The organism is Nocardiopsis mangrovi, assembly GCF_042653925.1.
Lineage (GTDB): Bacteria > Actinomycetota > Actinomycetes > Streptosporangiales > Streptosporangiaceae > Nocardiopsis_B > Nocardiopsis_B mangrovi.
Genome location: NZ_JBHSFQ010000018.1, coordinates 1 through 25109, shown reverse-complemented (window position 1 = coordinate 25109; position 25109 = coordinate 1). Strand labels below are relative to the sequence as shown.

The following is a 25109-nucleotide window of genomic DNA, read 5'->3' as shown; positions in this document are numbered from 1 at the left end:
GGCCGGCCGCGACGCGGCTACTCCTTGCCGCCCGCCGACATCTGGGAGCGGATGAAGTGGCGCTGGAAGACGATGTAGACGATGAGCACCGGCAGGGTCGACAGAGTGGCGAGGGCGAGCTTGAGGGGGAACTGCTGGGAACCCCCCAGCGGCCCGGCGGCGAGGCGGGCCAGGCCCAGGTTGAGGGTCTCGTAGGCGGGGTCGGACGTGGCGATCAGGAAGTGGGTGAACTCGTTCCAGGAGCCCTGGAACGACAGGATGCCGACCGTGATCAGCGCCGGGCGCACGAGCGGGAGCACCACCCGCCAGTAGGTGGTGAACACCCCGGCGCCGTCGATCCGCGCCGCCTCCTCCAGCTCGCGCGGCACCTGCTCGAACGCGGTCTTCATCAGGAGGATCCCGACCGCGTCGAAGAGCAGCGGCAGGATCATCCCCGCGTAGCTGTCGAAGATGCCGAGCTGCTTGAGCACCAGGAACTTGGGGATGAGCAGCACCACGCCCGGGACCGCCATCACCGCGATGACCAGCGCGTTGATCAGCGATCGCCCGGTGAACCGCAGCCGGGCCAGCGCGTAGCCGATGAGGCTGTCGATCAGCAGCCGCCCCAGGGTGATCGACACCGTGACGAGCACGGAGTTGCCGAGCCACCGCCCGATGGGCATCTCCAGCACCGTGTCCAGGCCGAACGCCTTGCGCCACGCCTGGAGCGTGGCCGGGTCGGGGATGAGGCCCAGCGGGTCCTGCGCGGCGCCGGGGTCGGTCTTGAACGACCCCGCGATCTGGATCAGGAAGGGCCCCAGGTACAGGACGGTGCCCAGCGCCAGGACGCCGTAGCCGACCGCCCGGACGCCCAGGCGTCCGCCGCCCCGCCGGCCGCCTCCCGGCCGCCTGCGGGGCCCGGTGCCGGTCGCCCCGGAGACGGGGGCCGCGGTGCGCGCCGGAGGGCGGCCGCCGCGGATCGCTTCGCGCGTCACTTCTTCTCCCTGCCGATCCACCGCTGGAGCGCGGTGAGCACCACGATGATCGCGAACAGCGCGAACGCGACCGCCGCGCCCGCGCCGAACTGGCCGTCGCCGAAGCTCCGGACATAGGACAGGTAGGCCGGCGTGATCGTGGTCTTCGCCGGCGCCCCCTGCGACATGATGTAGATCTGGTCGAAGACCTGCCAGGTGGCGATGAGGGCGAGCGTCATCACCAGCGTCACGCTGCGCCGCATCAGCGGGAGCGTCACGTGCTGGAACCGGCGCCACGACGACGCGCCGTCGACCACGGCGGCCTCCTCGACCGACCGCGGGATGTTCTGGAGACCGGCGAGGAAGAACAGCATGTAGATGCCCGAGGACTGCCATGCGGTGAGCGCGATGATCGCGCACAGCGCCACCGAGGGACCGGAGAGCCACTCCCACAGCGGCAGCCCGCCCACCTGCGCCGCGGCCCAGCCGGGCGTGCTCCCCTCCTCCACCAGCCCCAGTCCCGCGAACAGCACGTGCAGGACGCCGCGGGAGTCGGTGAACCAGTTGGGGCCGTCGACCCCGGCCAGGGCGAGCAGGGCGTTGACGGCTCCCGACCCCTGGAACAGGAAGAGGAAGGTGATGCTCACGGCGACCGAGCTGGTGACCGACGGGAAGTAGAAGACCGTCCGGAAGAACGACCGCCCCTTCAGCAGCCGCTGGTTGACGACCAGGGCCAGGCCGAAGGAGAGCGCGGTCACCAGCGGGACGTTGATGAGGACGTAGTAGAGGGTGTTGCGCACGCTGAGCATGAAGTCGCGGTGCAGCAGCGTGTCCTCGGCGAGCAGCCGCCGGTAGTTGCCGGTACCGACGAACTCCTGCCCCGGGGCCAGCGGGTTGGACTGGCCGTCCCAGTCCAGGAAGCTCACCCACAGCGCCATGAGGATCGGCGCGACCAGGAAGAGCAGCAGGCCCGCCACCGCGGGCGCCGCGAACAGCAGGCCCGCGCGGTTCTCCTGGGCGGCCGAGCTCCTGCTGCGCCACCGCGCCCGCGGCGCGGGGCCCGCGGCGGGTGGCGGCGGCCCGCCGGGGGCCGGCGCGGTCCCGGCACCGGCCCGGGCGGGGGCGCCCGTTGCGTTGCTGTTCGTCATGGTCGTGCGTCGTCCTACTCGCTACTCGCTACTCGTCGTGCCGGTGCTGGTGCCGGCGGCGCCGGGCTCCGATCCGTGCGGGCCCGCGCCGCGCGGTACGTGGCGGCACGCGGCTGTGACCCCGCGCGGGCGGCGGCGGCCGGCGCGGCCGCCGCGTACACGGCCCCGCGCCCGCCCCCGCCGGCTCCCTACTCCTGCGCCAGCGCCTCTTCGCCGTTCTTCTGGAGCTGTCCGAGGATCTGCTCGGGGGTCGCCGACCCGGCGGCCACGCCTTCGAGGCCGGTGGTGAACTCCGCGAGGACGGAGTCGAACCCGGGCACCGCCACCTGGCCGCGCGCGTAGACGACGCCGGCGTTGAAGGCGGCCTTCTCCGGGAACTCCTCGGCGGTCCAGTCGGCGAGGCTCTGCCGGGACGGCGCGGCGCCGAAGCCCTCGGCGAACCGCTGCTGCTGCTCGGCGCCTGCCAGGAAGGTCACCAGGTCGACCGCCGCGTCCTTGTCACCGCTGGCCTCGGCGATGCCCCAGCAGTTGCTGAAGACGGTCGTCCCCTGGCCGCCGGGGCCCTCGGGCATCTCGACCGCCTTCCACTCCAGGTCGGGGAAGTCGTTGTCGAACGCGCCGGTGACCCAGCCGCCGTCGACGATCATCGCCGCCTTCTCGCTGCCGAGCGCCTCCGAACCGGACTGGGCGTCGATGTCGTTGACGTAGGCGAAGTTCCCGGCGTCGAGGTTGCCGGCGATGTAGTCCAGCGCCTCCCTGTTCTCGGGGGTGTCCGCGGTGACCTCGGTACCGTCGTCGTCGAGGAACCAGCCGCCGGCCTCCTGCATGAAGGTGCCGGCGATGTTGTAGTCGCCGCCCATGGCCAGGCCCACGCGCCCGTCCTCGGTCAGCTCCGCCGCGGCGTCCTGGAGCTCCTCCCAGGTGGCGGGGGGCTCATCGGGGTCGAGCCCGGCGTCCTCCCACATGGCGGTGTTGATGACCAGGGCGTGGGCGCTCTGGTCCTTGGGCAGGCAGTAGAGCTCGTCCTCGTAGGTGTAGGAGGCGCGGAGGGCGGGGTAGAAGTCGTCGGCGTCCTCGATCCGCTCCCCGTAGGGGTAGAGCGAGCCGCCCTGGGCGTACTGCTGGAAGAGGTCGGGCGAGACGTAGAAGACGTCGGGCGGGTTGCCGCCCGCGAAGCCCTGGCGGAGCTGCTGCACGAGGTCCTGGGCGGGGATCCCGGTGGCCTCGGTGCCGGACTCGGCGGACCACGCTTCGAGCGCGGCCTGCACGGCGGCGGTCTCGGCCTCCCCTGAGGAGCCGAACATGACCGTCAGCTCGCCGTCGGACGCGGCTTCCTCGTCGTATCCGCCGCCGCAGGCGGTGAGCAGTCCCAGGGCGAGCGCCGCGGTGGCCGCGCCGGCCGCGGTGCCGGGCCGATTTCCGATCATCGTTCTTCCTCTTCCTGCGGTGTGGGTGCGGAGCTGGAGCGCGCGACCAGGGACGGGCGGAGCAGGATCTGCCGCGGGGAGGCGTCCACCGGCCGGGAGGCGCTCTCGGAGTCGAGCCGGTCGAGGACCAGGCGCACAACGGTGCGGCCGATCTCGTCGAGCGGCTGGCTCACGGTGGTGAGGTCGATGCCCGGCAGGGACGCGGCCGGGATGTCGTCGAAGCCGGCGACGGCGATGTCGCGGCCCGGTCGCAGCCCCCGCTCGGCGAGGACCCCGAGGGCGCCGATCGCCATGTGGTCGTTGGCGCAGACCAGGGCGGTGGGCGGCGCGGGCAGGTCCAGGAGCCGCCGGGCCGCGTCGGCGCCGCCGTGGACGGTGCCGGGGGCCTCGACGGAGGGCTGTTCGCCCAGGCCGATGTCCGCGGCGGCCCGGGCCCACCCGGCGCGGCGGTCGTCCCCGACCCCGGATCCGCGTTCCCAGCCGGCGAACGCGATCCGGCCGTGGCCGAGGGCGTGCAGGTGGGCGACCGCGTCGTAGACGCCGGAGGAGCCGTCGACGTCGACCCAGTCGCCGTGCTCGGGCTCGTCCCAGGAGCGGCCGAACGCGGCGAAGGGCACCTCGCGGTCGGCCAGCCACTTCTGGCGGACGTCGCCCTTGAAGGTGTCGGTGAGGACGAAGCCGTCGACGGTGCGCTGGGCGAGCAGGTCGTCGTAGACGGGCAGGCCGGCCTCACCGGTCGGGGCGGTGAACAGCACCAGGTGGTAGCCGCGCTCAGCGGCGGCGTCGGTGAGGGCGTGCAGGAACCGCGTGTGCACGACGTTGCCGTCCCCGCCCCGCAGGACGCAGTAGCCCAGCATGCGCGAGGCGCTCGTGCGCAGGGAGCGGGCCGACCGGTTGGGCTGGTAGCCGAGGTCGCGGATCGCGGCCTCGACGCGCTCGCGGGTCTGGGGCCGCACCCGGTGCGGGGCGTTGAGGACGTTGGAGACGGTCTGCCGCGACACCCCGGCGGCGGCGGCGACCCCCGTGATCGTGGCCGCGCCCGGGCTCTCCTCCGGCGGGTTGGGCACCTGCATACCCCCTGTAGCGGTTTCGTGACATTTGATCGTTCAAGTTTGCGGATCGATTAATGCCTTGCGTTTTTGATCGTTCAAATGAACACTGGATGAAACGAAGTGAACGACGTCACCCCACCGTCTGTCAACCCCTCGAAGGAGCGGCTTTGTCCGACCAGCCCCGAGTCCTCCAGCCGTACCTGCATCGGCTGACCAGCTGCGTCAGCGCGCCGAGCGTGGTGCTGTCCGGCCCCGGCGGGCAGATCCGGGAGGGCGCCGGCACGCAGGGCTGGCTGCGCGACGACGTGCGGCTGCTGTCGCGCCTGGAGGTCGCGCTCGACGGGACGGAGCCGGAGCCCGTCGGCTCGGCGCCCGCCGGAGCGGGCGGCGCGTCGTTCACGGCCGTCGCACGGCTGCTCGGCGATACCGGGGCCGACCCCACGGTGCGCGTGGAGCGCGAGCGCACCGCCCTGCCCGACGGGATGGACGAGCGCATCCGGCTCGCCAACGACGCCCGCGCACCGGTGGAGACCACGGTCTCGGTGCGCATCGGCGCCGACCTGGCCACCACCTCCGTGGTCAAGCACGGCGGCCGGCCGGCCCCCGCTCCCGTGTCCGCCGACGGCGCGGTGCTGTCCTGGGGAGCGGACGGCACCCGGGTCGAGGCACGGGCCGACCCCGAGCCCGACGACGTGCGCGTCGACGCCGAGGGCGCGGTGCTGACCTGGCGGGTGGCCGTCGACGCCCACGCGGCGTGGGACGCCGTGCTCCGGCTGCGCGCGTCGGGCGACGAGCCGGCCTTCCGGGCCCCCGGGACCGGCGCCGCGCGCTTCACCGCCCGCGTGCGCTCGGCGGACGGCGACCTCGACCGGCTGGTCGCGCGGAGCCTGGCCGACCTCGACGCCCTCCGGCTGGCCGACCCGCGCGACCCCGCCGACGTCTTCCTGGCGGCCGGGAGCCCGTGGTTCTTCACCCTCTTCGGCCGCGACTCCCTGTGGGCCGCCCGGATGCTGCTGCCGCTGGGGACCGCCACAGCGGCGGGCACCCTCCGCGTCCTCGCGCGCCGCCAGGGCACCGGCACCGACCGGGTGACCGCGGAGCAGCCCGGCCGGATCCTGCACGAGGTCCGCGGACGCGCGGCGATGAGCGACGGGCACGCGCTGCCGCCGCTGTACTTCGGGACCATCGACGCCACCCCGCTGTGGGTCCTCCTGCTGCACGAGGCGTGGCAGTGGGGCATGCCCGAGGCGGAGGTCCGGGCGCTGCTGCCGAACCTGCGCGCCGCACTCGACTGGATCACCGGCCCGGCCGACGACGACGGCGACGGCTTCCTCGACTACATCGACACCGACGGCACCGGGCTGGCCAACCAGGGGTGGAAGGACTCCGGCGACTCCATCCAGTGGCCGGACGGCCGCATCGCCGAGCCGCCCATCGGCCTCAGCGAGGCCCAGGGCTACGCCCACCAGGCGGCGCTCGCCGGAGCGGACCTGCTGGACCACTTCCACCCACACCCCGCCGGCGGGGCCCCCGCCGACGACGACCGCGCCCGCGATCTGCGCACCTGGGCCGCCGCGCTGCGCCACCGGTTCCGCGGCGCGTTCTGGGTGTCCGACGCCGAGGGGCCGTTCCCCGCCCTGGCGCTGGACGGCGACAAGCGACCGGTGGCCACGGCCACCTCCAACCTCGGACACCTGCTCGGAACCGGGCTGCTCGACGACCGCGAGACCGAACTCGTCGCCCGCCGCCTCGCAGGCCGCGACCTGGACTCCGGCTACGGCCTGCGCACCATGACCGCCACCGCGGCGGGCTTCAACCCGCTCGGCTACCACGCGGGGGCCATCTGGCCGCACGATACCGCCGTAGCGGTCCTGGGCCTGTCCGGCGCCGGTGCCGGCGACACCGCGGCGTCCCTCGCCGACGGCCTGCTCGCCGCCGCGCCCGCGTTCGACTACCGGTTGCCCGAGCTGTTCGGCGGCACCGACGCGCGGGCGGGCGAGCCGGTCCTCGCCTACCCGGCGTCGTGCCGGCCGCAGGCGTGGGCCGCGGCGGCGGTGATCCCGCTGCTCACCGCGGCGCTACGGCTGAGCGCCGACGTGCCGGCCGGTGTCCTGCGGGTCGACCCCGACCCGGCCTTCGCGCACTGGTTCCCGCTGAGCATCCGCGACCTGCGGATCGGCGGCCACCCCCTGCACATCGAGGTCGACGCCGCGGGAACCGCGACGGTCGAGACCACCGCACCCGTGCGCGTCGAAGGCGCCGCCATCCGGGCCGGCGCCACGGGCCGCCCGGCATAACGGCGGCGGTCCGGTGCCGTGTCCGGTCCGGTGCCACGGGACCGGACCGGACACGGCACCGGCGCCGTCCCGCGTCGCTTCGGCCGGCACCGCGTTCCAGTATGTTCGTTGGACCGTGCCGTCCGCCTCCTCACCGCCCCCTGCCGGAACGCCGGTGATCGCGGAGGGCCCGCACCATTCGAGGTGAATCCATCGCGGGGAGGGTCGGCCCATGAGCGGAGCGGACGAGCGGATCCGGCCCGTCGACCTGGCGCGGATGGTCGGCGTCTCCACCCAACAGATCCGCAACTACCTCGCCTCCGGCGTCCTGCCCCACGCCCCGCGCACGCCGGCCGGCTACCGGAGGCTCGACGCCCGCCACCGGCGCGCGCTGCTCGCCTATCGGGCGGCCGGTCAGGGGTACGGGTGGATCCAGGCACGGGAGATCATGCAGGCGGTCCACGACGGCGACCTCCCGCTGGCGCTCTCCCTGATCGACGCCTGCCACGCGGAGCTGCACCAGCAGCGGGCCTCGCTCAAGGCCACCGGCGAGGCCCTCGAAGCGGTCGCGGAGGAGGCGCCCGACCCGGCCGAGACGCCGCGGCCGGGCCTGCGGATCGGCGAGGTCGCCGCGTACCTGGGCGTACGCACGTCCGCGTTGCGCGTATGGGAGTCGGCCGGGCTCGTGGCCCCCAAGCGCGACCCCGCCACCGGGTATCGGACCTACGGCCCCGCCGATGTCCGCGACGCGCGCATGGTCCGCATGCTCCGGCAGAGCCGCTATCCGCTCCCCCAGATCCGTCCCGTGCTCGACGGCCTCCGCCGCACCGGCAGCAGCGACGCCCTCCGCGCCGCCATCACCCGCCGCCGCGAAGCCCTGACCCGGCAGGCCGGCGCCATGCTCGAAGCCTCCGCCCGCCTGCACGCCTACATCACGGACGCCGCGCCCCCCGGGCCCGCCGCGCCACCGGAGGCGCCGCCCGCCGGCGGGTGAGGCGGCGCCGCGCCGCGGCCCGTCCGCCCGGCGGGCCTACGGTGTGCGGCGGGTCGCCCGAGGGGGCGCCGGCGGCGGATCCTCCCTCTGCTCCCCCGGAGGCGTGTCCGCCAGGGCGGGCTCGGGACCGGGGGCGTCGGCCACGTGGCCGTCGCGTTCGAAGAGGGGGGACAGGACGAGTGCGGTCTTGGTGTGGGAGACGTAGGGCAGGGCGGTCAGGCGCTCCAGGACGTTCTCGAAGTGGCGGACGTCGGTCGCGCGGACGCGCAGGAGGGCGTCGGCGTCGCCGGTGATGGTGCACGCCGCGACGACCTCCGCGATGCGCTCCAGGTCGGCGGCGAGCAGATCGGGCCGGGGCTGGCCGCTGCAATGCAGTTCCACGTAGGCCTCGGTGCCCCATCCGAGGGCGGCGGGGGCGACCACCGCGGTGAACCCGGTGATGGCCCCGTTGGCGACGAGCCGCGCCACCCGCCGCTGGGTCGCGGGGGCCGACAGGCCGACCACCGCGCCGATGGCCGCGAAGCTGCGTCGGCCGTCCTGACGCAGGATCCGGATGATCTGTTCGTCGAGCGGGTCCAGGCGCATACCTCAAGTCTGACGCAGCGGGGCGTGGCCCGGGTGGGCGATCCGGCGTCCGGCCGCAGAATTGCTCACGCGGGCACCTGATGCCACGTGACCACGGACCACGAGGGACAGACCATGAGCGGACGATCCGTCACCCACTCCGCGTTCACCATCGAGCGCGATTACCCGGCCACGCCGCAGCGCGTGTTCGCCGCTTTCTCCGACCCGGCGACCAAGGCGCGCTGGTTCGCGGGTCCCGAGGAGTGGGGCAGCTCCGCGTTCGAGCTCGACTTCCGGGTCGGCGGGCGGGAGTTCAACCGCGGGGGTCCCAAGGAGGGCCCGGTGCACACGTTCGAGGCCGTGTTCCAGGACATCGTCCCCGACCAGCGGATCGTCTACAGCTACGACATGCGCGCCGACGACACCCGGCTGTCGGTCTCCCTGGCGACCCTCGAATTCCGCCCCGAGGGGACGGGGACGCGGCTCGTCCTGACCGAGCAGGGCGCCTACCTCGACGGGCACGAGGACCCCGGCCGGCGGGAGCAGGGCACCCGGCACCTGCTCGACGCGCTGGCGGCCGAGCTCGCCCGGCCCGACGGCTCTTGAGGCGCCGGGCCGGAGCCGCGTTCGCGCGCCCGTCCGCCGGCGGCCCCGTTCGCCCGTGCCCCGGCCCTCGGCGGCCTCTGGCGCCCCCGTCCCCGATGACGTCCGGCGCCCCGGGCCTCGGTGACTCTCGCGCCCCGGCGCTCGGCGTCCGCTCCGCACCGGCACCCCGACACCCCGCGCCCGGGCCCCTGGATCGGCGCCGCGCCCGGGGGCCGGCGGCGCTGCCACCGCCGGCGCCCGTACCGCCGGCCGCACGCGGCACTCGGTACGGTGCGGCGATGGAGCTCTTCCTGCCGCCTCTCGACCCCGACCGCCTGCTGGGCTGCCTGCTCGGGCTGGCCATCGGCGACGCGCTCGGGGCGCCCGTCGACGAGCTGTCCCTGGCGGGGATCCGCGAGCGCCACGGCCCCGAGGGCGTCCGGGACTTCGACGGGAACGGCGTCGCGGCGATCACCGCCAACACCCAGATGGCGCTGTGCACCGCGCGCGCCGCGCTGCGCGCCTCCGCCCGCGGTCGTGCCAAGGGCATCGGCGGGGCCGCCCTCGGACTCGTGCAGACGGAGTACCTGACCTGGCTGAGCGGCCAAGGCGAGACGGCGGCCGGCCCGAGCGGGCCGCCCGGCCCGGTGCCGCCCATGGACGACCCGCTGACCGCCCGCCGCGCACCGGGCGGGACCAGCCTCTCGGCGCTGCGCCGGGCGGCGGAGCGGGAGCGCCCGGGGTTGCCGCTCGGGACGGTCGACGAACCGATCAACGCTTCCAAGGGCTGCGGGGCCGTCGCCCGTGCCGCGCCGTGCGGTTTCGGAGCGGGGTCCATGGCCGCCGCCTTCGACTTCGGCAGCGGATCGGCGGCGCTCACCCACGGCGATCCCGGCGGATACCTCCCCGCGGGCATGCTGGCCGCCACCGTGTGGGCGCTGATCCGCGGCGCCCGGATGGACGACGCCGTCGCCCGGGCCCTCGGCATACTCCTCAACCGCCGGGGGCACGGGGACGTCTCCTCGGCCGTCCGGGCGGCGACGGAGCTCACGCGCGGCGGCCCTCCGGAACCCGAGGGCCTCGACGGCCTCGGCACCGAGCGGACCGGCGACCGCGCGCTGGCCGCCGCCGTGTGCGTCGCGCGGTGCGCCCCCGCGTTCGACGGCGAGCGTTCCATGGCGGGGATCCACGACCTGCGCCGCGGCCCGGACAAGGTCGGTCGGCGCGCCTTGGCCGCCGCCGTCAACCACTCGGGCGCCAGCGCCACGGTGGGCGCGATCTGCGGGGCCCTGGTCGGCGCCTGCTATGGGACCGCCGCGTTCCCGGGCCACTGGCAGGCGCTGGTCGAGGTCCGCCCCCACATCATCGGCCTGGCCGCCGACTGCGCGCTGGAGTTCGGCCCCAACCCGCCGACCGACCCCCGGCACGGCGGGCCATCCTTCGGCTGGCCCTCCGGGCTGCCCGAGGGCTGACGCCGGCGGCGGGCGCGGGGGCGTTCACACCCCGCTGCGGTGCCGGCGGAGCGCGTCGACCAAGGGGGCCAGTTCCGGGTCGCGTCCGGCCGTGTCCAGCACCTCGGCGAGGGACGCCTCGTTGGTGGGCCGGGCTTCGGCCAGCAGCCGGTGTCCGGCCTCGGTGACCGCGGTGTAGATCCCCCGCCGGTCGGTGTCGCACAGGACCCGGCCGAGCAGCCCGCGGTCCTCCAGGCGGTTGACCAGCCGCGTGGTGGCGCTCTGGCTGAGCACCACCGCCTCGGCGAGCTCACTCATGCGCATCTTCGCCTCGGGCCGGTCGCTCAGTGCCGCGAGGACGGAGAACTCGCGGACGCTGAGACCGTGCGCGGCCTGGAGGTCCCGTTCCACGTGCGCCTCGATGGTGCCGTGCAGCACGGACAGTGCGCACCACCCCTGCGCGAGGACGTACCGGGGTCGGTCGTCGACGTCTGTGCCGGTCATGGCGAACCTCCTGCACGCGCTCCGGGTTCAGCGCCGCCCCGCCTCAGGCGGCCCGGGCCTCTCAGCGTATCCGGAGTAAAAAATAAGGCGCTTGCAACTACCCGCGTGTGCATATATTGTCCTTCGATGTAACAGGCGTCGACAAGGACACGGATCCCTATGCCACTCGCACTGTGGGCACTGGCCATCGGGGCCTTCGCCATCGGAACCACGGAGTTCGTCGTCGCCGGCGTCCTCCCCGAAGTCGCGGACGGCTTCGGGGTCTCCCTCTCGGCCGCCGGCCACATGGCCACCGTCTACGCGATGGGCGTGTTCATCGGCGCCCCGCTGATGACCGTCCTGGGCGCACGCGTCGAGCGCAAGCGCATGCTCGCGGCGCTGATGGCGCTCTTCGTCATCGGCAATACGATCACCGCCGCCGCACCCGCCTACTCCCTGCTGCTCACCGGGCGGGTCGTGGCCTCGTTCACCCACGGCGCGTTCTTCGGGATCGGCGCCGTCGTCGCCGCCGGCCTGGTCGCACCGCACAGGAGGGCGGGCGCGATCGCGTTCATGTTCACCGGACTGACCCTGGCCAATGTCGTCGGGGTCCCCGTGGGCACCCTGCTCGGCCAGCACATGGGCTGGCGCGCGACCTTCGCCGCCGTCGCCGTACTCGGCGCGATCGGCCTGGCCGGCGTCCTCGCCCTCGTCCCCCGGGGCCCCAAGCCGGAGCAGGCGAGCATCCGGCCGGAACTCGCGGCGCTGCGCAACCCGCAGGTGCTGCTCGCGATGGCGATGACCGTCCTCGGATTCGGCGGCCTCTTCGTCTCCATCACCTATGTCGCCCCGATGATGACGGACATCGCCGGATTCGGCACGTCGGCCGTGACCTGGCTGCTGGTGCTGCTCGGCCTGGGCATGGTCGTCGGCAACGCCCTGGGCGGCAGGCTCACCGACACGGCCCCCGTTGCCACGCTCTACGTCTCCCTGGGCGCGCTGTCCCTCACTCTGCTGGCCTTCACCTGGGGCGCGCACAGCATGGTCGCGTCGGCCGTCCTGCTGTTCCTCATCGGCGCATCCGCGTTCGCGACCGTGGCACCGCTGCAGATACGCGTCATGAACAAGGCCGCCGCGGCCCCGACCCTCGCCTCCGCCCTCAACATCGGGTTCTTCAACCTGGGCAACGCCATCGGCGCCTGGCTCGGCGGACTCGCGATCTCCCTCGGATGGGGCCTGACCTCCCCCAACTGGATCGGCGCCCTCCTCCCCGCCGGCGCCCTGCTCCTCGCCGTCGTCGCCACCTCCCTCGACCGCCGCGGCACCGGCGCCACCGCCCCGGGCCACCGCGCCGAGCCCGCCCCGGCGGCGCAGGGCTGAGGCCCGTGCGCCGCCGCGCGGGTCACGTGGCCGGGCGCCCCTGAACCGCCGCCACGGCGGCCTCGGCGAGTTCGGCCACGGAGGGGCGGTCGAAGACGATCGCGGCGTCGATCGGGGCGCCGGACCAGTCCTCCAGAACGGCCACGAGGGATACGGCGCTCTGCGAGTCCAGCCCGTAGGCGGTCAGTGGCAGGTCCGGGTCGATCTCGTCGGGCTCCATCACGAGGAGCTCCGCGAGGTGGCGGCGGATCACCGCCACGACCGCGTCGACGGTGACCCCGTCCGGCTGCGCCCCGCTCACCGGCTCGACCAGCTTTCCAGGACGGCGAGGGATCCCGAACGCGCCCGCGCGGCGCACTCCCTGCGCTGGATCTTGCCGCTGGTGGTCCGCGGGACCGCGCCCTTGCGCACGGCCAGCACCGTCACCGGGGCGGGCACGACGCGGGCGACGGCGATGCCCGCTGCGCGGACCGCCGTGCGCAGCGCCTCGGGGTCCCGCTCCGCGGTCCCCAGGACCACGACCACCGCCGGGTCGTCCTCGGCCGGCGTCCAGGCCGCGGCCGGCTGGTCGGTGAAGGCGGGGTGCGCGGCCGCCGCGACGGCCTCGGCGTCCTGCGGGTAGTAGTTGATGCCCCCGATGATCAGGATGTCCTTGATGCGCCCCGTCACGAAGAGCTCCCCTTCGGAGAGGAACCCGAGGTCTCCGGTGCGGACATAGGGCCCGTCGCCCTCCCCCGGCAGGCCCGGGGTTGCGCCGGGGCCGGCGCCGTCCGTCCCCGCCAGGCGCGCGCCGAAGGTTTCGGCGGACGCCTCCGGGCGCCGCCAGTACCCGTGGCCGTTGCTCGGTGAGCGCACCCAGATCTCGCCGACCACGCGGTCGTGGACCGCGACGCCGGTCAGCGGGTCGACGATGCGCAGCGTGGTCCCCTCGGTCGCGGTGCCGTTGCCGACGAGCGCGACGGCGGCGCCGGGGTCGCCGGCCTCCGCGGCCTCACCTTCGGCGAGCCGGGCCCGGTCCACCCGCAGGACCGGGGCCGAGGCACCCGAGGCACCGATCGTCACCACGAGGGTGGTCTCGGCCATGCCGTAGCCGGGACGGAAGGCGTCCCTGCGGAACCCCGCCGGGGCGAACGCCTCGGCGAACCGGTCGAGGGTCTGCGCCCGGACCGGTTCCGACCCGTTGCCGGCCAGCCGCCACGGCGACAGGTCGAGCGACGCGCGCTCGGCCTCGCTCGTGCGGCCGACGCAGAGGTTGTAGGCGAAGTCGGGCGCCGCGCTGAAGACGTCCTCCTGCGCGGAGATCGCCCGCAGCCACGCCAGCGGGTCGCGCACGAACGCCGTCGGCTCCATGCGGACCAGGTCGGCGCCCGAGACCAATGGCAGCACGAGGCCGGTGCACAGTCCCATGTCGTGGAAGAGCGGCAGCCAGCTCACCACCGTGGTCCGCCGGGTCACGCCGAGCCGGTCGGCCATGGCCGCCTGGTTGGCGACCAGGTTGCCGTGGCTGATCACCACGCCGCGCGGGTCGCCGGTGGATCCGGAGGTGTACTGGAGCAGGGCCGTGGTCTCCGGGGCGAAGGCCGCCGGGTCCGGCTCGGCCGGGGCCGCACCGTCGTCCGCGGTCACCGGGACCACGGGCACGCCGGGCAGGATGTCGGGACCGGCCCCGGCGAGCACGGCCGCACGCGGGGCGCAGTCGCGGTGGATCGACTCCAGCCGGCCCGCCGCCGCACCGGCGCGCATCTCCGGCACCGGTACCGCGATCATGCCCGCGTACAGGCACGCCAGGAAGCCGGTGTGGAAGGCGAGACCGGGCGCCGCGGGCAGCAGCACGCGGTCGCCCCGCCCGCCGTGCGCGCGCAGCCGCGACGCCACGGTCCGGGCCCGCAGGTCCAGTTCGGCGGCCGTCAGCCGCTCGGCGCCGCCGTCGAGGGCGGTCATCAGGGTCCGGTCCGCGTCGGGACCGGACGCGGCGGAGTTCAGCGCGGCGATGATCGTCGCCGCGCGCTCCCGGGTGGGCCCGGTCACACTGGTCATGGTCTCCCCCTTCATGCGCGTCCGCCGTCGTCGGCCAGCCAGCGCGCGAACGCGTCCTCGTCGGGCAGGACGACGCTGGAGCACGCCAGCACGGCGAGGTTCTGGCGCATCGGCGTGATCGCCACCACCGTCCGCCCCGCGCGGTGGGCGCTGAACATCTCCGCGGCCGTGCCCATGCTGGCCTGGTGGCCGGGGAGCCAGGCCACGCACACGTCGCTGGCCGCGGCGAGATCGGTGAGCCGGTGGAAGACGCCCACCAGCTCGGTGAGCCCGTCGCCGAGGTCCTCGCGGCGCACGACCGTCCGCCGCGCCAGCTCCCCGTGGGCGGCGCGGATCGCCGCGGTGCGCTCGCCCAGCCAGGCGTCCATGAGCTCGCCGGGGTCGTTGATCACCGCGTCGGGGTGGCGGCGCCGGATCAGGGTGCCCAGCCTGCCGCGATAGCCCTGGTCGGCCATTTCGGCGCCGCTCCGCGATCCCTGCATCACCCCCGCCAGGAAGAAGGAGCGTGGGCTCACTCGTCCACCGCCGCGTACTCGGGCATGGCGGGGCCGTCCGCGGGCGCGACCCGGGCGTGGATCGCGGCGGCGTCGAGCAGCATGTCGACCACGCCCGACGGAGCCTCCCCGACCGCCTCCGCGACCAGGGCGAGGTCGGTGTCGAACCCGGGCGCCCCGGGACGGCTCACCACCCCCTGGTCGTCCTTCGTCAGCAGCCCGCCGGCGGAGGGGGCGGCGGCGCCCGGCCGCCCGGTGAGCGGGAACACCACCTCACGCAGGCGGAGGTCGCCGGGGTGGACCACCCGGATGGAGACGTTGTTCTGCTCCGGGTGCGTCAGCAGCGGCCGGACCTCCTCCGCGGGCGGCGGCACGGTGCCGAGCGCGCTGTCGCGGCGCAGCGTGAAGGCCCGGGACACGGCGTTGTGCCCGCGCCGGGGGCTGAACCGGACGTACTCCAGCACGATCTCGTCCCGATCGGGCCACCAGGTCGCCCGGACCCGCGAGGGCGCCGGGCTGCCGTCGGCGCGCACGCGCAACGGGAAGGCGTCGGCCACGACGCGCACCACGCCGTCGACGGCGTCGGCCCTGTCCAGGAGCAGGGGCACGCGGTGCAGCAGGTAGGGGTCGAGGACGGTGATCCGTGTTTCCCCCGCCCCCTCGAAGTAGACGGCCGCGACGTGGCGGCCGTCGGCGAGAAAGTGCGCCGGCGCCCCGCCGGCGTCGGCGACCAGCCGCCCGACCTCGAACGACTGGAATGCGCACGACGCGCCGAGGCGCGGCGGAAGCGCACCGCCGCCGAAGTACTCGTGGAATTGGGCCGCGCTGTTGTACGGGACCTCCACCAGCACCTGTTCGAGCGCCCCCGCTCGGATCCGATCGGACGTCGTCAATTCCGTCAGCGACGTCACCGCGGCGCCTCGCCGTCAATACCGTGTTCACACTGATAGTGGTCAGCTGATAACACCGACTGCCCCCGTTGTATTCGCAGCATTCCTGCCAGGGACGCTATGGCGAGGCGCGAGATCGGGGTACCCCTAAACGACCCCTATGGCCCGGAGCACGCCGCGGCCGCCGCTCCTGATCGGGGATCCGCGGCACCGCCGGGCTGCGCGCGCAGGGCGCCCTGCGACCGATCCAACGGGGTGAACAGCGGGAACGCCGCCTTCTCCCGATCCGTTCCGCGGTGTGATCCGGTGGATCCGGATTTCGGGTCTGCCCGATGCGGCCCTCCGGCGCTTATCGTGGGGCGTTGAAAACACCGTGAACATCAGCCGACGCACGTCACAACCGACAAAACCCGCGGACGCCCCGGGGAGGAGGGGGCCGACCATCCCGCATCGACTACCACCGGAAACCTGCCTAACTGAACCACATTCAACGATCTTCCCGACGGAGACACGGCGTTCGGCGATGCCCGAATCTTTCTTGATCCGTTATCCTATTTCCGAAACGCGATCATCTGAGTAAGGTTGACCTCATGAGTTAGATTCAGGTGATTGCGAGTCGAAAGATAACCGAAAGTAACCACTTCGTCTCACGTCTGGATGATGCCGTGACAACGTCGAGTCCGTGCAGGCGAACGCGGCCGCATACGGCCTCCGGGCATCCGTAGCACCGCCCATCCCCCACTACTGCGACTAACAGGGCGGCCGACGTGAATGCCGAGCACACCCCCTCCGGACCCCCACCCGGAGGACGAGGCCGAGCGGGGGCTCGCCGGCCTCCCGATGCCGCCCTGTGATAGGCCGGATCCCGCGATCCCGCCCTCCCGAGCGGACCTGCCGGGCGAAGTCAAAAAAGAATCAGGTCACCGTGTGGGTCCGCCATGGACCCACATTGGCGTGAAGAAGGAGTCCACATTATAAGGCAGGGAAGAGACCGACGGCGTGTGCCAATTATCCCGGACCCACGAGGTCCGTTTCGGATACCCGCCGCCAGCGCCTTCATCCCTGTCCGAGATAGATTTCGGGGACGACACGGGCTTGTTCTCCCCTGCCTGCTTCCTTGCAGAGCTTCCTCCACGGTCACAAAGGCGAAGGGAAGTCAATGCAGTTCGCCGAACGCGAATCCGAGATTAAGGTCCTCACCTCCATGCTCGCCACAAGTGAGCAGGGGCGAGGGGGGGCCGCGCTGATAACCGGGCCAGCGGGGTTTGGCAAGACACAGACGCTCCACTCCTTCGCCGGCGCGGCCACGAAATCAGGTGTCACCCACCTGAGTGCCACGTGCCTGCGAAACGAGCAGAACATCTCATTGGGGGTCGTCCATCAGATCCTGCAAGCGCTCGGGGGGGTGCTCGGTGAGATCCCGAGCACGCTGAAGATACTCCATGAGGCCGCATTCAGCGCCGCCCCCGACGGGATCAAGCCCGACGACCTCAACTGGATCGGAGTCACCCAGGGGCTGTGGGAACTCATCACGAACCGCGCCAGACAGGGCACCGTCCTCATCACGGTCGATGACGTCCATTACGCGGATTCAATATCATTTGAAATTCTCTTACATTTCATCAACCGAATCCACACCGAGAACATCCTGATGGTGTTCACGTCCAACGAAGGACCGAACGGGGTTCCATTCCGTATCCAGACGGATTTGATGTACCACCCGAATTGCCACCGCATGCGGATCACGCCGTATTCCCTGGACATGATCTCCGGGATCGCCCGGCGCCACCTCGGCATCGACACGGAGCCCCCGGTCGTCGAGGAGATCCACCGGGTCAGCGGCGGAAACGCGCTCCTCGCCCACTCCCTGATCGATGACCAGCGCAACGCCGCGGGCGCTCCCGGCGGGCTGGTGGCGGCCGACGGGTTCTCCGGCTCGATCCGGACGCTTCTCCGCCGCATCGGCCCGACCACATTGCGAATCGTTCACGCCACCGCGGTACTCGACACCTTCGCGTCGCCCGCGTTGCTGGCCGACATGCTCTACATCAAACAGGAAACGGTCACCGGCACCCTCGACTGGCTCACAGCGGTCGGCCTTTTCGGCCCGGACGGGTTCCGCCACCCCGCCGCGAAAGCCGCGGTCCTCGACTCCATCGAACCCGAACTCCACCGCGAACTGAACGGCCGCGCGGCACAGGTACTGCACGCGAGAGGCATACAGGCCACCGTGATCGCCGGGCACATCCTCGACGACGCCACGCTCAACGCCCCGTGGACCATGGACGTCCTGCGCGAGGCGGCCGACCAGGCGCTGAGCACGAGCGAATACGAGCTCGCGGTGCGCTACCTGCGGCACGCCGTCCTGCTCAGCTCGGGCGACGAGCGCGTCTCGCTCACCTTGGCACTGGCCAAAGCCGAATGGCGGATCAACCCGGCCTCCGCCGTCCCCTACACCCCCATGCTGCTCCAAGCCGCCCGCGACGGCCGGCTGCACGGCGGCGACATCCACTGGCTGCTCATGTGCATGCTCTGGCACGGCCAGAACGACGAGGCCATGGCCCTGCACGCCCTACTCCAGCAGGCCGAGGCCGAGCAGGAGAGCGAGGGCGGCGACGCCGCCGTGTGGCGGCTCGCCGCGGAGCACTGGCTGGCCGCCACCCACCCGCCGGTCCTGCACCGGCTGACCGGCAGCTACCGCCCGTCCCCCCTGGGCGACGGCAACGACTTCCTGCTGACCGGGCTGTACGGCAAAGCGGTCATGACGCTCACCACCACCCTCCAGAACACGGTGAACGAGGGAGCGCTGAAGACCGCCGAGAAAGTGCTGCACTCGGTCCAGCTCGAAGGCTGCAACATCGAACCGGTCGAAGCGGCCCTGTTCTGCCTCGTCTACTCCGACCGCACCGACCAGGCGGCGGACCTCGCCGAAGCGCTGTTCACGCTGGCGCAACGCCGCGGCTCCCCCACCTGGGTCAGCGCTCTGGCGGCCTTCCGCGCGCACATCGCCGAACGCAGGGGCACCCTGCTCGAGGCCGTCAAGTACGCGCGGATCGCGCTCGACACCCTTCCGCAGCGGAGCCTCGGGGTGCTCGCGGCCCTGCCGCTCGCCACCCTGATCGAAGCCCACACCGAGATGGGCGAGTTCGAGGAAGCCGAGCAGTACCTTCGGCATCCGCTGCCTGAGAGCGCTCTCCAAACGCGGTACGGCCTGCACTACCTTGCGGCGCGGGGGCGCTACCACGTCAGCGTCGGCCAGCCGCACACCGGGCTCGGCGACTTCATGAAGTGCGGATCGCTGATGCGGTCGTGGGAGGTCGACACCCCGCTGCTGGTCCCCTGGCGCCTGGGCGCGGCCGGGGTGTCGGTCGTCCTGAAGGAGGACACCCGGGCGCGCAAGCTCCTGGACATGCACTACGCCCACCCGCACAGCGACTCCCCCCGGATCCGCGGGTTCGCCCTCATGGTGCTCGCCTCCACCAAGGAGCTCCGGCACCGCCCGGCGCTGCTGCGCGAGGCGATCGACCTCTTCCAAGAGGGCGGCCACAGCCTGGAGTTGGCACACGCGCTGGCCCGCCTGAGCAATTCCCTCGCGACCCTGGGCGAGACCGTCAAGGCCCGGCTGATCGGCCAGCAGGCCGACAGCCTCAGCGAGCAGTTCCACGCCGAGCCGCTGCGCAAGGAGATCGCCGACGCGTTCGAGAAGGGGTTCGCGGCGCCGACGGGCCCCAACGCCCGGAGCACACTGAGCCCGGCCGAGTACCGGGTGGCGTCGATGGCGGCGCTCGGGTACACGAACCGGGAGATCTCCAAGAAGGCGCACATCACGGTGAGCACCGTGGAACAGCACCTCACCCGGATCTACCGCAAGCTCAACGTCAACGGCAGGGACGACCTCCCCCTGCTGTACTCGGCGAAAGAGCTCAGAGCGGCGAGCAAGGCGATCGCCGGCGGCGATCCGCGGCGGATCACCGGCTCGGCATCCGTGGCCGGCTGACCGGGGACGGGATCACGCGGTGGCGCCCGCGACCGTGTCCGCCCTGTGGGTGACGAAACTCGCCCAGCCGAACTCGCCGTTGTCGACCGCCGCCCGGACCGCGTCGCAGGAAGCTGCGAAACCCAGCATCGCGGTCCGGGCGGCATCGTTCCCGGTCTTCTCCGCGCGGTCCCGCGCCGCCTGCGCGTTCTCCTTGAACATCCGGGCCAGCCTGCCGTTCAGGCTGCGTACCAGGACGACCTCGAACCCGGCGCGCTCCAGGGCCGCGCGGTATTCGTCCAGCGAATAGCCGCCGTTCCAGCCGAGCCGGTCGTAGACGTTTCTCCGGGTGGATTCACTGATCTCCCCGTCGCCCTGGAAGAACTCGGTGAAGGCGAATACGCCCCCGGGCTTCAAGACCCGGTGGATCTCGGCGTGGCTGCGGCGGGTGTCGGGGACATTGTGCATCGCGTCGCGGCTGACCACGTGGGTGAAACTCTCCGACTCATAAGGCAGCCGCATCACCGATGCCTCGCGGAAATCGATGTTCAGCCGGTTCCTATGGTGGGTGTTCGCCTCTTGCGCGAACTTCACATATCCCCCATTGGTGAACACGGCCTCGCCGTGGCAGCCGAACCCCTTGGCGATGGTGGTGAGCAGGCTCCCACAGGAGCCGCCGACCTCGAGGATCCTCGACGCCCCGCAGATACTGGCCTCGGCGGCCAGCAGGACGGAGAGCTGCTCGTCATGGGTGGTGTAGTCGTCGTCGGCCGCGACCGCGTGTGCGGTCTTCAGCGCTTCGGCGGCCCGGCCGCCCCGTGCGATCACATCATCGGCCTGGACGCTCGCGACGGCTTGAAGGCTATTGTCGTGCATGTTTCCGACTTCCCTTCAGATCTTGAACGCGGAATCGACGCCGGATATCGGTACACGCGACATTTTTTCAGCCGCGGAGCCGGCGCGCGCCGTTTTCGGCGAACTTACCCTCGCGAGGTCCGAGGGCCCTATTACAGGTTCCCCCGGACCTCTTCATCCAGGCAATGGTGCGAAGCCCCTAACTAAGGGGGTGCCCATTCCACCCCTCTTAGGCGACCACTGGGCCGCGGGTCACTTCACCGGTTCCGGGGCGGACTCGGCGGAGCCGGCCGGCTCCTCCTCGATCCTCGCGTTGCGGAGGTGGATGAACGCCAGGACGCCCATGATCACCATGACGACGGCACCGGCGATGGCCGCGGTCTGCATCCCGCCGACATATGCCTCGCGTGCCGCAGTGGCCAGTGCCCCGCCGATCGGGCCGGGGAGGTCGGCCGCGATCGCGAGGGCCCCGCCGAGCGTCTCGTTCGCCGCGTCCGCCTGCTCGCCGGTCAGGCCGGACGGGAGGTCGCCGGCGAGCGTGAGGCGGAAGACGGCCACCCCGATGCTGCCGAGGATCGCCGCCCCCAGGGCCTGGCCGAACTCGGTGGAGGACTCGAACAGGCCGGAGGCCGAGCCCGCCTTCTCGGGCGGGGCCGCCGCGACCACCAGGTTCGACGCCAGGGCGTTGACCGAACCGATCCCCCACCCGAGCAGGAACAGCCCCAGGAACAGCAACGGGAGGTTGGCGGTGGTACCGAGCAGCGAGATCACACCGAAGCCGACGGCCCCGCTGATCATGCCGAATCCCATGATGTTGCCGGGCCGGAACCACCGGGTGAGGGCCGCGCCGAGGAGCGAGCCGGCCACCGAGCTCACGGCGGTCGGCAGGGTCATCAGGCCCGCCAGCAGCGGCCGCATGTCCAGCACCGACATCAGGTACTGGGTGATGAAGTAGAACGTCCCGACCAGGGCGAACACCGCCAGGGTCGCGGTGATCAGGGCGACGCTGAACGCGCGGTCGCGGAACAGCGCCAGATCGAGCATGGGGTCGGCCAGGCGCTTCTGCCTGCGCAGGAACAGCACCACGAAGACGATGCCGAGCACGGCGGCGATCCACATCGGCGCGGAGTAGTCCTGGGCCGCGCCCTGCTTCACGGCGAAGACGATGGGGAGGGCCGCCATGAGGATCAGCGCGGCGCTGAGGATGTCGAAGCCGCCGGGCTCGGGGTCGCGGTACTCCGGCAGCAGGAACGGGCCGAGCACCAGCAGCAGGACCATGATCGGCACGTTGATCAGGAAGACCGAACCCCACCAGAAGTATTCGAGCATCCAGCCGCCGATGATCGGCCCGATCACGCTGCCGACGGTGAACACCGCGGCCCACAGCGCGATGGCCATCTGCAGCTGCCGCGCGTTGGTGAACATGGCCCGGATGAGGGCGAGGGTGGGGGGCATCAGGGTCGCCGCCGCCGCGCCCTGGAGGCCGCGGGCGGCGATGAGCAGTTCGGCGTTGGGGGCGTAGGCCGCGACGCCGGAGGTGATCCCGAACGCCACCGCGCCCATGAGCAGCAGCCGCCGCCGTCCGATCCGGTCGCCGAGGTTGCCCATGGGGATCAGCAATCCGGCAAGCAGAAAAGCGTAGATGTCGACAATCCACAACTGCTGAGCGCCGCTCGGACTCAGCTCGGCGGTCAGCGACGGCAGCGCGAAGAACAGCACCGTCACCGTGATGGAGATCAGCAGGACGGGCAGCATCAGGACGGCGAGGCCGACCCATTCCTTCCAGCCCGCCTTGGCGTCGCTGGGGGCGACAGTCATCGGACACTTCCTCTCTCTTACTGTGTATTCGACTCACATCATTACACCATAAGAATCTTGTGACGATTGGCCGCACGAGCGGTGATCACACGACCACGTCGACCCGAAAATCCATGTCAGCTGCGAATTCTTCGAGTCGACACGCCCCAAAACTTCGACGAAGAAAAATTTCATCACGACCCACACACCCCCTGTTTCATCACACAACCGGCGTGTTAGTATTTCATCACAACCCGATGATCGTGATGAAAAGAGAGCCGTCGAATGCCGAAGTGCGTCCAGTGCGGAAGGGAGCTCACGATCCCGCCCCGCGGGCGAAGGCCCCGCTACTGCTCCCGCGCCTGCCAGGCCCGGGCCCATCGGGAACGCGTCCGGGCGCGCGCCGAGGCGGGGGGCTCGGGCGCACGGCAGGGCGGCGGACCGGTCGCCGCGGACACCGGCGCCGCGCCCCCGGAACAAGAGCCCGCCGAAGAGGGCTCCGCCGATTCCCCGCGGGCGGGCAGCACGCTGTCCCGCGAGGTGATCGTCCGCGCAGCGGTCCGCATCGCGGACACCGAGGGCCTGGAGGCGCTGTCCATGCGCCACATCGCACGCGAGCTCGACGCCAACGTGATGTCGCTGTACCACTACATCGACGGCAAGGACGAGCTGATCGACCTGATGGTCGAGACCGTGTTCAGCGAGGACACGGAGGGGGCGGAGGAGACCGCCCCCCGCAGCTGGCGGGCGGAGCTCGAAGCCTCGGCCCGCTGGGAGTGGTCCCTCTACTCGACCCATCCGTGGGTCCTGGAGGTGATCGCCACGGTGCAGCCCCCGCTCGTCCCCGGGGTGCTCGCCGGCGTCGAGCGGGGGCTGGGCGCGCTGGACGGCCTGGGGCTGGACCCCGCCACGGCGCACCGCGTGTACCTGAGCCTGAGCGGCCTGATCCAGGGGCTGGCGCTGCTGCGGGTGAGCGAGATCGCGACCGACCGCCGCGGCGGCGTCCCCCTGAGCCAGTGGCGCGCGGTCAAGGTCCCGGCGGTGCTGGAGGAGCTGGGGACCGAGAACTACCCGCGGCAGGCCGCGCTGCGCAACAACCCGGACGAGATCGCCGATCTCGAAGAGATCTTCGAGTTCGGCCTGCGGCGGCTCCTCGACGGGTTCGCGGTCTTCGTCGATGGCCGGGCGGCGCGCTCCCCCGACGAGCCGCCCCTGGGCGGGGCCCTCGGCCGCGACCGCTGGTGACCCGTCCCGGGGCGCGGCGCCGGCTCCCACGCCGCACCCCGGAAGGTTCTCAGGTCAGGCGCCCTCCGCGCGTTCGTCGAACGCCTTCAGCCAGGCTTCGATCGCGCCCGCCATGGACGCCGACTCCCCCTCCAGCATGGTGAGGTGGTCGCCCCGCACCTCCCCGAGCTCGTGGTCCCTATGCCAGGACGAACGCCAGTCACCGGTCCGCGACCTCGTGCCGTCCGGCCCGGGCAGGGGGGTGTCGGGCCGCAGGAAGAGCACCGGGGTCGTGATGTCGGCCACCTCGGTCTCCCGGAAGAGCCGGTAGTAGCGCCCCATGGCGCTCATCCTCGCGTCGCTGAAGGGCCCGAAGGTCTCCTCCCGCTCGAACATCCCGTCGAGCATCTGCCCGCCCAGCTCGCCGATGACGTCGCTGTCCGGCAGGAAGGTGTCGAGCAGGACCAGCCCTTCGGGGCGCACCCCCCGCCCTTCCAGGTAGGCGGCGGCGGCGTGCGCGAAGTTGCCTCCGCCGCAGTAGCCGAGCAGCACGAACGGGTCGGAGCCGGCCGCCTCGCGGATGGATTCCGCCCACATCCGCACGATGACGTCGACGGTCTCCGGCAGGGCGTCGTCCTGTGCGTAGCCGGGAACCTGGAGGGCGTAGAGGTCGCGCACCCCCTGGAAGTGCGTCGCGAGGCGGGCGAACTGGGCCGCGCCGCCCAGCGCCATCGGGGTGCTGAAGCAGAACAGCTTCGTTTCCGCGGGTCCACCGGCCAGGGTCAACGGCGGGTAGTCCGTGTGCACCTCTTCCAGCGCCGCGAAGGACGGCCGGAGCCTGGCCGCCGCCTCCAGCATCTCCAGCCCTTCGTACAGCTTGCCGGCGGGCGCGGCCTCGTGTACGAGCGCGGCGAGTGAGCCGCCCCCGCTCGACGCGGCGGCCCGGGACGGGGCGCCGCCCCCGGCTCCTGGGGACAGGGTGAGCTCGTCCGCTATGAATCGCGCGAGGGCGGCCGGGGTGCCCGAGTCGAAGACCGCGGTCGCCGGCATCCGCAGCCCCGTGGCCTTGTTCAGGACGTTGCGCAGCTCCATCGCGGTCAGTGAGTCGAAGCCGGTCTCCAGGAAGTTCTGGTCCGGCTGGACGGCGTCCGGATCGGAGTAGCCGATCACCCGCGCCGCGCTCCCCCGCACCATCGCCGTGAGCTCGGCCGCCTGCTCCGCCTCCGTCAGCCCCGCGAGGCGTTCTTCGAGGGCGGACCCGGTCGTGGCGGCGGCGGGCGTGCCCGCGACCGCGCGGCGCGCGGGAGCCACGAGCCCGCGCAATGGGGCGGGGACCCCGCCGACGGCGGCCAGGGCGCGGGCGTCGATGGGCAGGGGGAGGACGAAGGGTTCTGCTCCGGTGAGTGCGGCGTCGAGCATTCTCATGCCGTGGTCGTTGGTGATGCGGTGGTATCCGGAGCGTTGGATGCGGGAGATGTCGGCTGTGGTGAGGTGGGCGCTCATGCCGCTGGCCTGTTCCCACA

20 protein-coding genes are annotated in these 25109 nt (G+C 72.4%); 7 read left to right on the top strand and 13 right to left on the bottom strand.

Annotated features, from left to right (window positions below; translation table 11 throughout):
* Positions 1-17 precede the first annotated feature (17 nt).
* From ACFO4E_RS18125 to ACFO4E_RS18110, 4 genes are all read right to left on the bottom strand, one after another.
* On the bottom strand, positions 18-974 hold the full coding sequence (locus tag ACFO4E_RS18125; RefSeq protein WP_378576349.1) for a carbohydrate ABC transporter permease: 957 nt from the start codon (positions 972-974) through the stop codon (positions 18-20).
* Positions 971-2101, bottom strand: a complete 1131-nt coding sequence (locus ACFO4E_RS18120) for a carbohydrate ABC transporter permease (RefSeq protein WP_378576348.1) — start codon at positions 2099-2101, stop codon at positions 971-973. Before ACFO4E_RS18120 ends, ACFO4E_RS18125 begins: the two co-directional genes overlap by 4 nt.
* Before the next feature lie 188 nt (positions 2102-2289).
* Positions 2290-3528, bottom strand: coding sequence for an extracellular solute-binding protein (locus ACFO4E_RS18115; protein WP_378576346.1), 1239 nt, complete (start codon positions 3526-3528; stop codon positions 2290-2292).
* A complete protein-coding gene (locus ACFO4E_RS18110; RefSeq protein WP_378576344.1) occupies positions 3525-4595 on the bottom strand; it encodes a LacI family DNA-binding transcriptional regulator in 1071 nt (356 codons plus the stop codon). Before ACFO4E_RS18110 ends, ACFO4E_RS18115 begins: the two co-directional genes overlap by 4 nt.
* Before the next feature lie 152 nt (positions 4596-4747).
* Between ACFO4E_RS18110 and ACFO4E_RS18105 the strand changes: the two genes are divergently transcribed.
* The gene (locus tag ACFO4E_RS18105) at positions 4748-6877 is read left to right on the top strand and encodes an amylo-alpha-1,6-glucosidase (RefSeq protein ID WP_378576343.1); all 2130 of its coding nucleotides are present in this window, start codon (positions 4748-4750) and stop codon (positions 6875-6877) included.
* A gap of 211 nt (positions 6878-7088) precedes the next feature.
* Positions 7089-7850 carry a MerR family transcriptional regulator gene (locus tag ACFO4E_RS18100; protein WP_378576341.1) on the top strand — a complete coding sequence of 254 codons (762 nt, stop codon included), beginning with the start codon at positions 7089-7091 and terminating at the stop codon, positions 7848-7850.
* A 36-nt stretch (positions 7851-7886) separates the two neighbouring features.
* Here ACFO4E_RS18100 and ACFO4E_RS18095 read toward each other — a convergent pair whose 3' ends face one another.
* Positions 7887-8435, bottom strand: coding sequence for an Lrp/AsnC family transcriptional regulator (locus tag ACFO4E_RS18095; RefSeq protein ID WP_378576339.1), 549 nt, complete (start codon positions 8433-8435; stop codon positions 7887-7889).
* Positions 8436-8549: 114 nt separating this feature from the next.
* Here ACFO4E_RS18095 and ACFO4E_RS18090 point away from each other — a divergent pair, with 114 nt between their 5' ends.
* Positions 8550-9020 carry an SRPBCC family protein gene (locus ACFO4E_RS18090; protein ID WP_378576337.1) on the top strand — a complete coding sequence of 157 codons (471 nt, stop codon included), beginning with the start codon at positions 8550-8552 and terminating at the stop codon, positions 9018-9020.
* 278 nt (positions 9021-9298) lie between these two features.
* The gene (locus ACFO4E_RS18085) at positions 9299-10471 is read left to right on the top strand and encodes an ADP-ribosylglycohydrolase family protein (protein ID WP_378576335.1); all 1173 of its coding nucleotides are present in this window, start codon (positions 9299-9301) and stop codon (positions 10469-10471) included.
* A gap of 24 nt (positions 10472-10495) precedes the next feature.
* On the opposite strand, the gene ACFO4E_RS18080 is transcribed toward ACFO4E_RS18085, so the two are convergent.
* Positions 10496-10954 (bottom strand): MarR family winged helix-turn-helix transcriptional regulator, encoded by a 459-nt coding sequence (locus ACFO4E_RS18080; RefSeq protein WP_378576333.1) that lies wholly within the window; start codon positions 10952-10954, stop codon positions 10496-10498.
* A 159-nt stretch (positions 10955-11113) separates the two neighbouring features.
* Between ACFO4E_RS18080 and ACFO4E_RS18075 the strand changes: the two genes are divergently transcribed.
* On the top strand, positions 11114-12313 hold the full coding sequence (locus tag ACFO4E_RS18075; RefSeq protein WP_378576331.1) for an MFS transporter: 1200 nt from the start codon (positions 11114-11116) through the stop codon (positions 12311-12313).
* 22 nt (positions 12314-12335) lie between these two features.
* Here ACFO4E_RS18075 and ACFO4E_RS18070 read toward each other — a convergent pair whose 3' ends face one another.
* Genes ACFO4E_RS18070 through ACFO4E_RS18055 form a run of 4 tightly spaced genes read right to left on the bottom strand, consistent with a single transcriptional unit; the run spans position 12336 to position 15755 of the window.
* Positions 12336-12614 carry an acyl carrier protein gene (locus ACFO4E_RS18070; protein WP_378576329.1) on the bottom strand — a complete coding sequence of 93 codons (279 nt, stop codon included), beginning with the start codon at positions 12612-12614 and terminating at the stop codon, positions 12336-12338.
* Positions 12611-14350 (bottom strand): fatty acyl-AMP ligase, encoded by a 1740-nt coding sequence (locus ACFO4E_RS18065; RefSeq protein WP_378576327.1) that lies wholly within the window; start codon positions 14348-14350, stop codon positions 12611-12613. Before ACFO4E_RS18065 ends, ACFO4E_RS18070 begins: the two co-directional genes overlap by 4 nt.
* 11 nt (positions 14351-14361) lie before the next feature.
* Positions 14362-14865 (bottom strand): hypothetical protein, encoded by a 504-nt coding sequence (locus ACFO4E_RS18060; protein WP_378576325.1) that lies wholly within the window; start codon positions 14863-14865, stop codon positions 14362-14364.
* Complete coding sequence (locus ACFO4E_RS18055; protein ID WP_378576323.1) at positions 14862-15755, bottom strand: hypothetical protein; 894 nt, start codon at positions 15753-15755, stop codon at positions 14862-14864. The genes ACFO4E_RS18060 and ACFO4E_RS18055 overlap by 4 nt, the downstream gene beginning before the upstream one ends.
* Before the next feature lie 1138 nt (positions 15756-16893).
* Here ACFO4E_RS18055 and ACFO4E_RS18050 point away from each other — a divergent pair.
* The gene (locus tag ACFO4E_RS18050) at positions 16894-19731 is read left to right on the top strand and encodes a helix-turn-helix transcriptional regulator (protein WP_378576321.1); all 2838 of its coding nucleotides are present in this window, start codon (positions 16894-16896) and stop codon (positions 19729-19731) included.
* A 12-nt stretch (positions 19732-19743) separates the two neighbouring features.
* On the opposite strand, the gene ACFO4E_RS18045 is transcribed toward ACFO4E_RS18050, so the two are convergent.
* Together ACFO4E_RS18045 and ACFO4E_RS18040 are read right to left on the bottom strand one after the other, a co-directional pair.
* On the bottom strand, positions 19744-20586 hold the full coding sequence (locus tag ACFO4E_RS18045; protein ID WP_378576319.1) for a class I SAM-dependent methyltransferase: 843 nt from the start codon (positions 20584-20586) through the stop codon (positions 19744-19746).
* Positions 20587-20817: 231 nt separating this feature from the next.
* Entirely contained in the window at positions 20818-22383 is a 1566-nt protein-coding gene (locus tag ACFO4E_RS18040) for an MFS transporter (protein WP_378576317.1), read from the bottom strand.
* 264 nt (positions 22384-22647) lie between these two features.
* Here ACFO4E_RS18040 and ACFO4E_RS18035 point away from each other — a divergent pair, with 264 nt between their 5' ends.
* On the top strand, positions 22648-23607 hold the full coding sequence (locus tag ACFO4E_RS18035) for a TetR/AcrR family transcriptional regulator C-terminal domain-containing protein (RefSeq protein ID WP_378576315.1): 960 nt from the start codon (positions 22648-22650) through the stop codon (positions 23605-23607).
* Between the two features lie 54 nt (positions 23608-23661).
* Here the strand turns inward: ACFO4E_RS18035 and ACFO4E_RS18030 are convergent.
* The coding region (locus ACFO4E_RS18030; protein ID WP_378576313.1) for a thioesterase domain-containing protein at positions 23662-25109 on the bottom strand (1448 nt) is incomplete at its 5' end.

What these genes read in the sequence shown, in the direction of transcription:
- ACFO4E_RS18065 (WP_378576327.1), bottom strand. Translation starts at nt 14,350, where the DNA reads ATGACCAGTGTGACCGGGCCCACCCGGGAGCGCGCGGCGACGATCATC.
- ACFO4E_RS18045 (WP_378576319.1), bottom strand. Translation starts at nt 20,586, where the DNA reads ATGCACGACAATAGCCTTCAAGCCGTCGCGAGCGTCCAGGCCGATGAT.
- ACFO4E_RS18095 (WP_378576339.1), bottom strand. Translation starts at nt 8,435, where the DNA reads ATGCGCCTGGACCCGCTCGACGAACAGATCATCCGGATCCTGCGTCAG.
- ACFO4E_RS18075 (WP_378576331.1), top strand. Translation starts at nt 11,114, where the DNA reads ATGCCACTCGCACTGTGGGCACTGGCCATCGGGGCCTTCGCCATCGGA.
- ACFO4E_RS18090 (WP_378576337.1), top strand. Translation starts at nt 8,550, where the DNA reads ATGAGCGGACGATCCGTCACCCACTCCGCGTTCACCATCGAGCGCGAT.
- ACFO4E_RS18050 (WP_378576321.1), top strand. Translation starts at nt 16,894, where the DNA reads ATGCAGTTCGCCGAACGCGAATCCGAGATTAAGGTCCTCACCTCCATG.
- ACFO4E_RS18100 (WP_378576341.1), top strand. Translation starts at nt 7,089, where the DNA reads ATGAGCGGAGCGGACGAGCGGATCCGGCCCGTCGACCTGGCGCGGATG.
- ACFO4E_RS18085 (WP_378576335.1), top strand. Translation starts at nt 9,299, where the DNA reads ATGGAGCTCTTCCTGCCGCCTCTCGACCCCGACCGCCTGCTGGGCTGC.
- ACFO4E_RS18120 (WP_378576348.1), bottom strand. Translation starts at nt 2,101, where the DNA reads ATGACGAACAGCAACGCAACGGGCGCCCCCGCCCGGGCCGGTGCCGGG.
- ACFO4E_RS18040 (WP_378576317.1), bottom strand. Translation starts at nt 22,383, where the DNA reads ATGACTGTCGCCCCCAGCGACGCCAAGGCGGGCTGGAAGGAATGGGTC.
- ACFO4E_RS18035 (WP_378576315.1), top strand. Translation starts at nt 22,648, where the DNA reads ATGCCGAAGTGCGTCCAGTGCGGAAGGGAGCTCACGATCCCGCCCCGC.
- ACFO4E_RS18115 (WP_378576346.1), bottom strand. Translation starts at nt 3,528, where the DNA reads ATGATCGGAAATCGGCCCGGCACCGCGGCCGGCGCGGCCACCGCGGCG.
- ACFO4E_RS18080 (WP_378576333.1), bottom strand. Translation starts at nt 10,954, where the DNA reads ATGACCGGCACAGACGTCGACGACCGACCCCGGTACGTCCTCGCGCAG.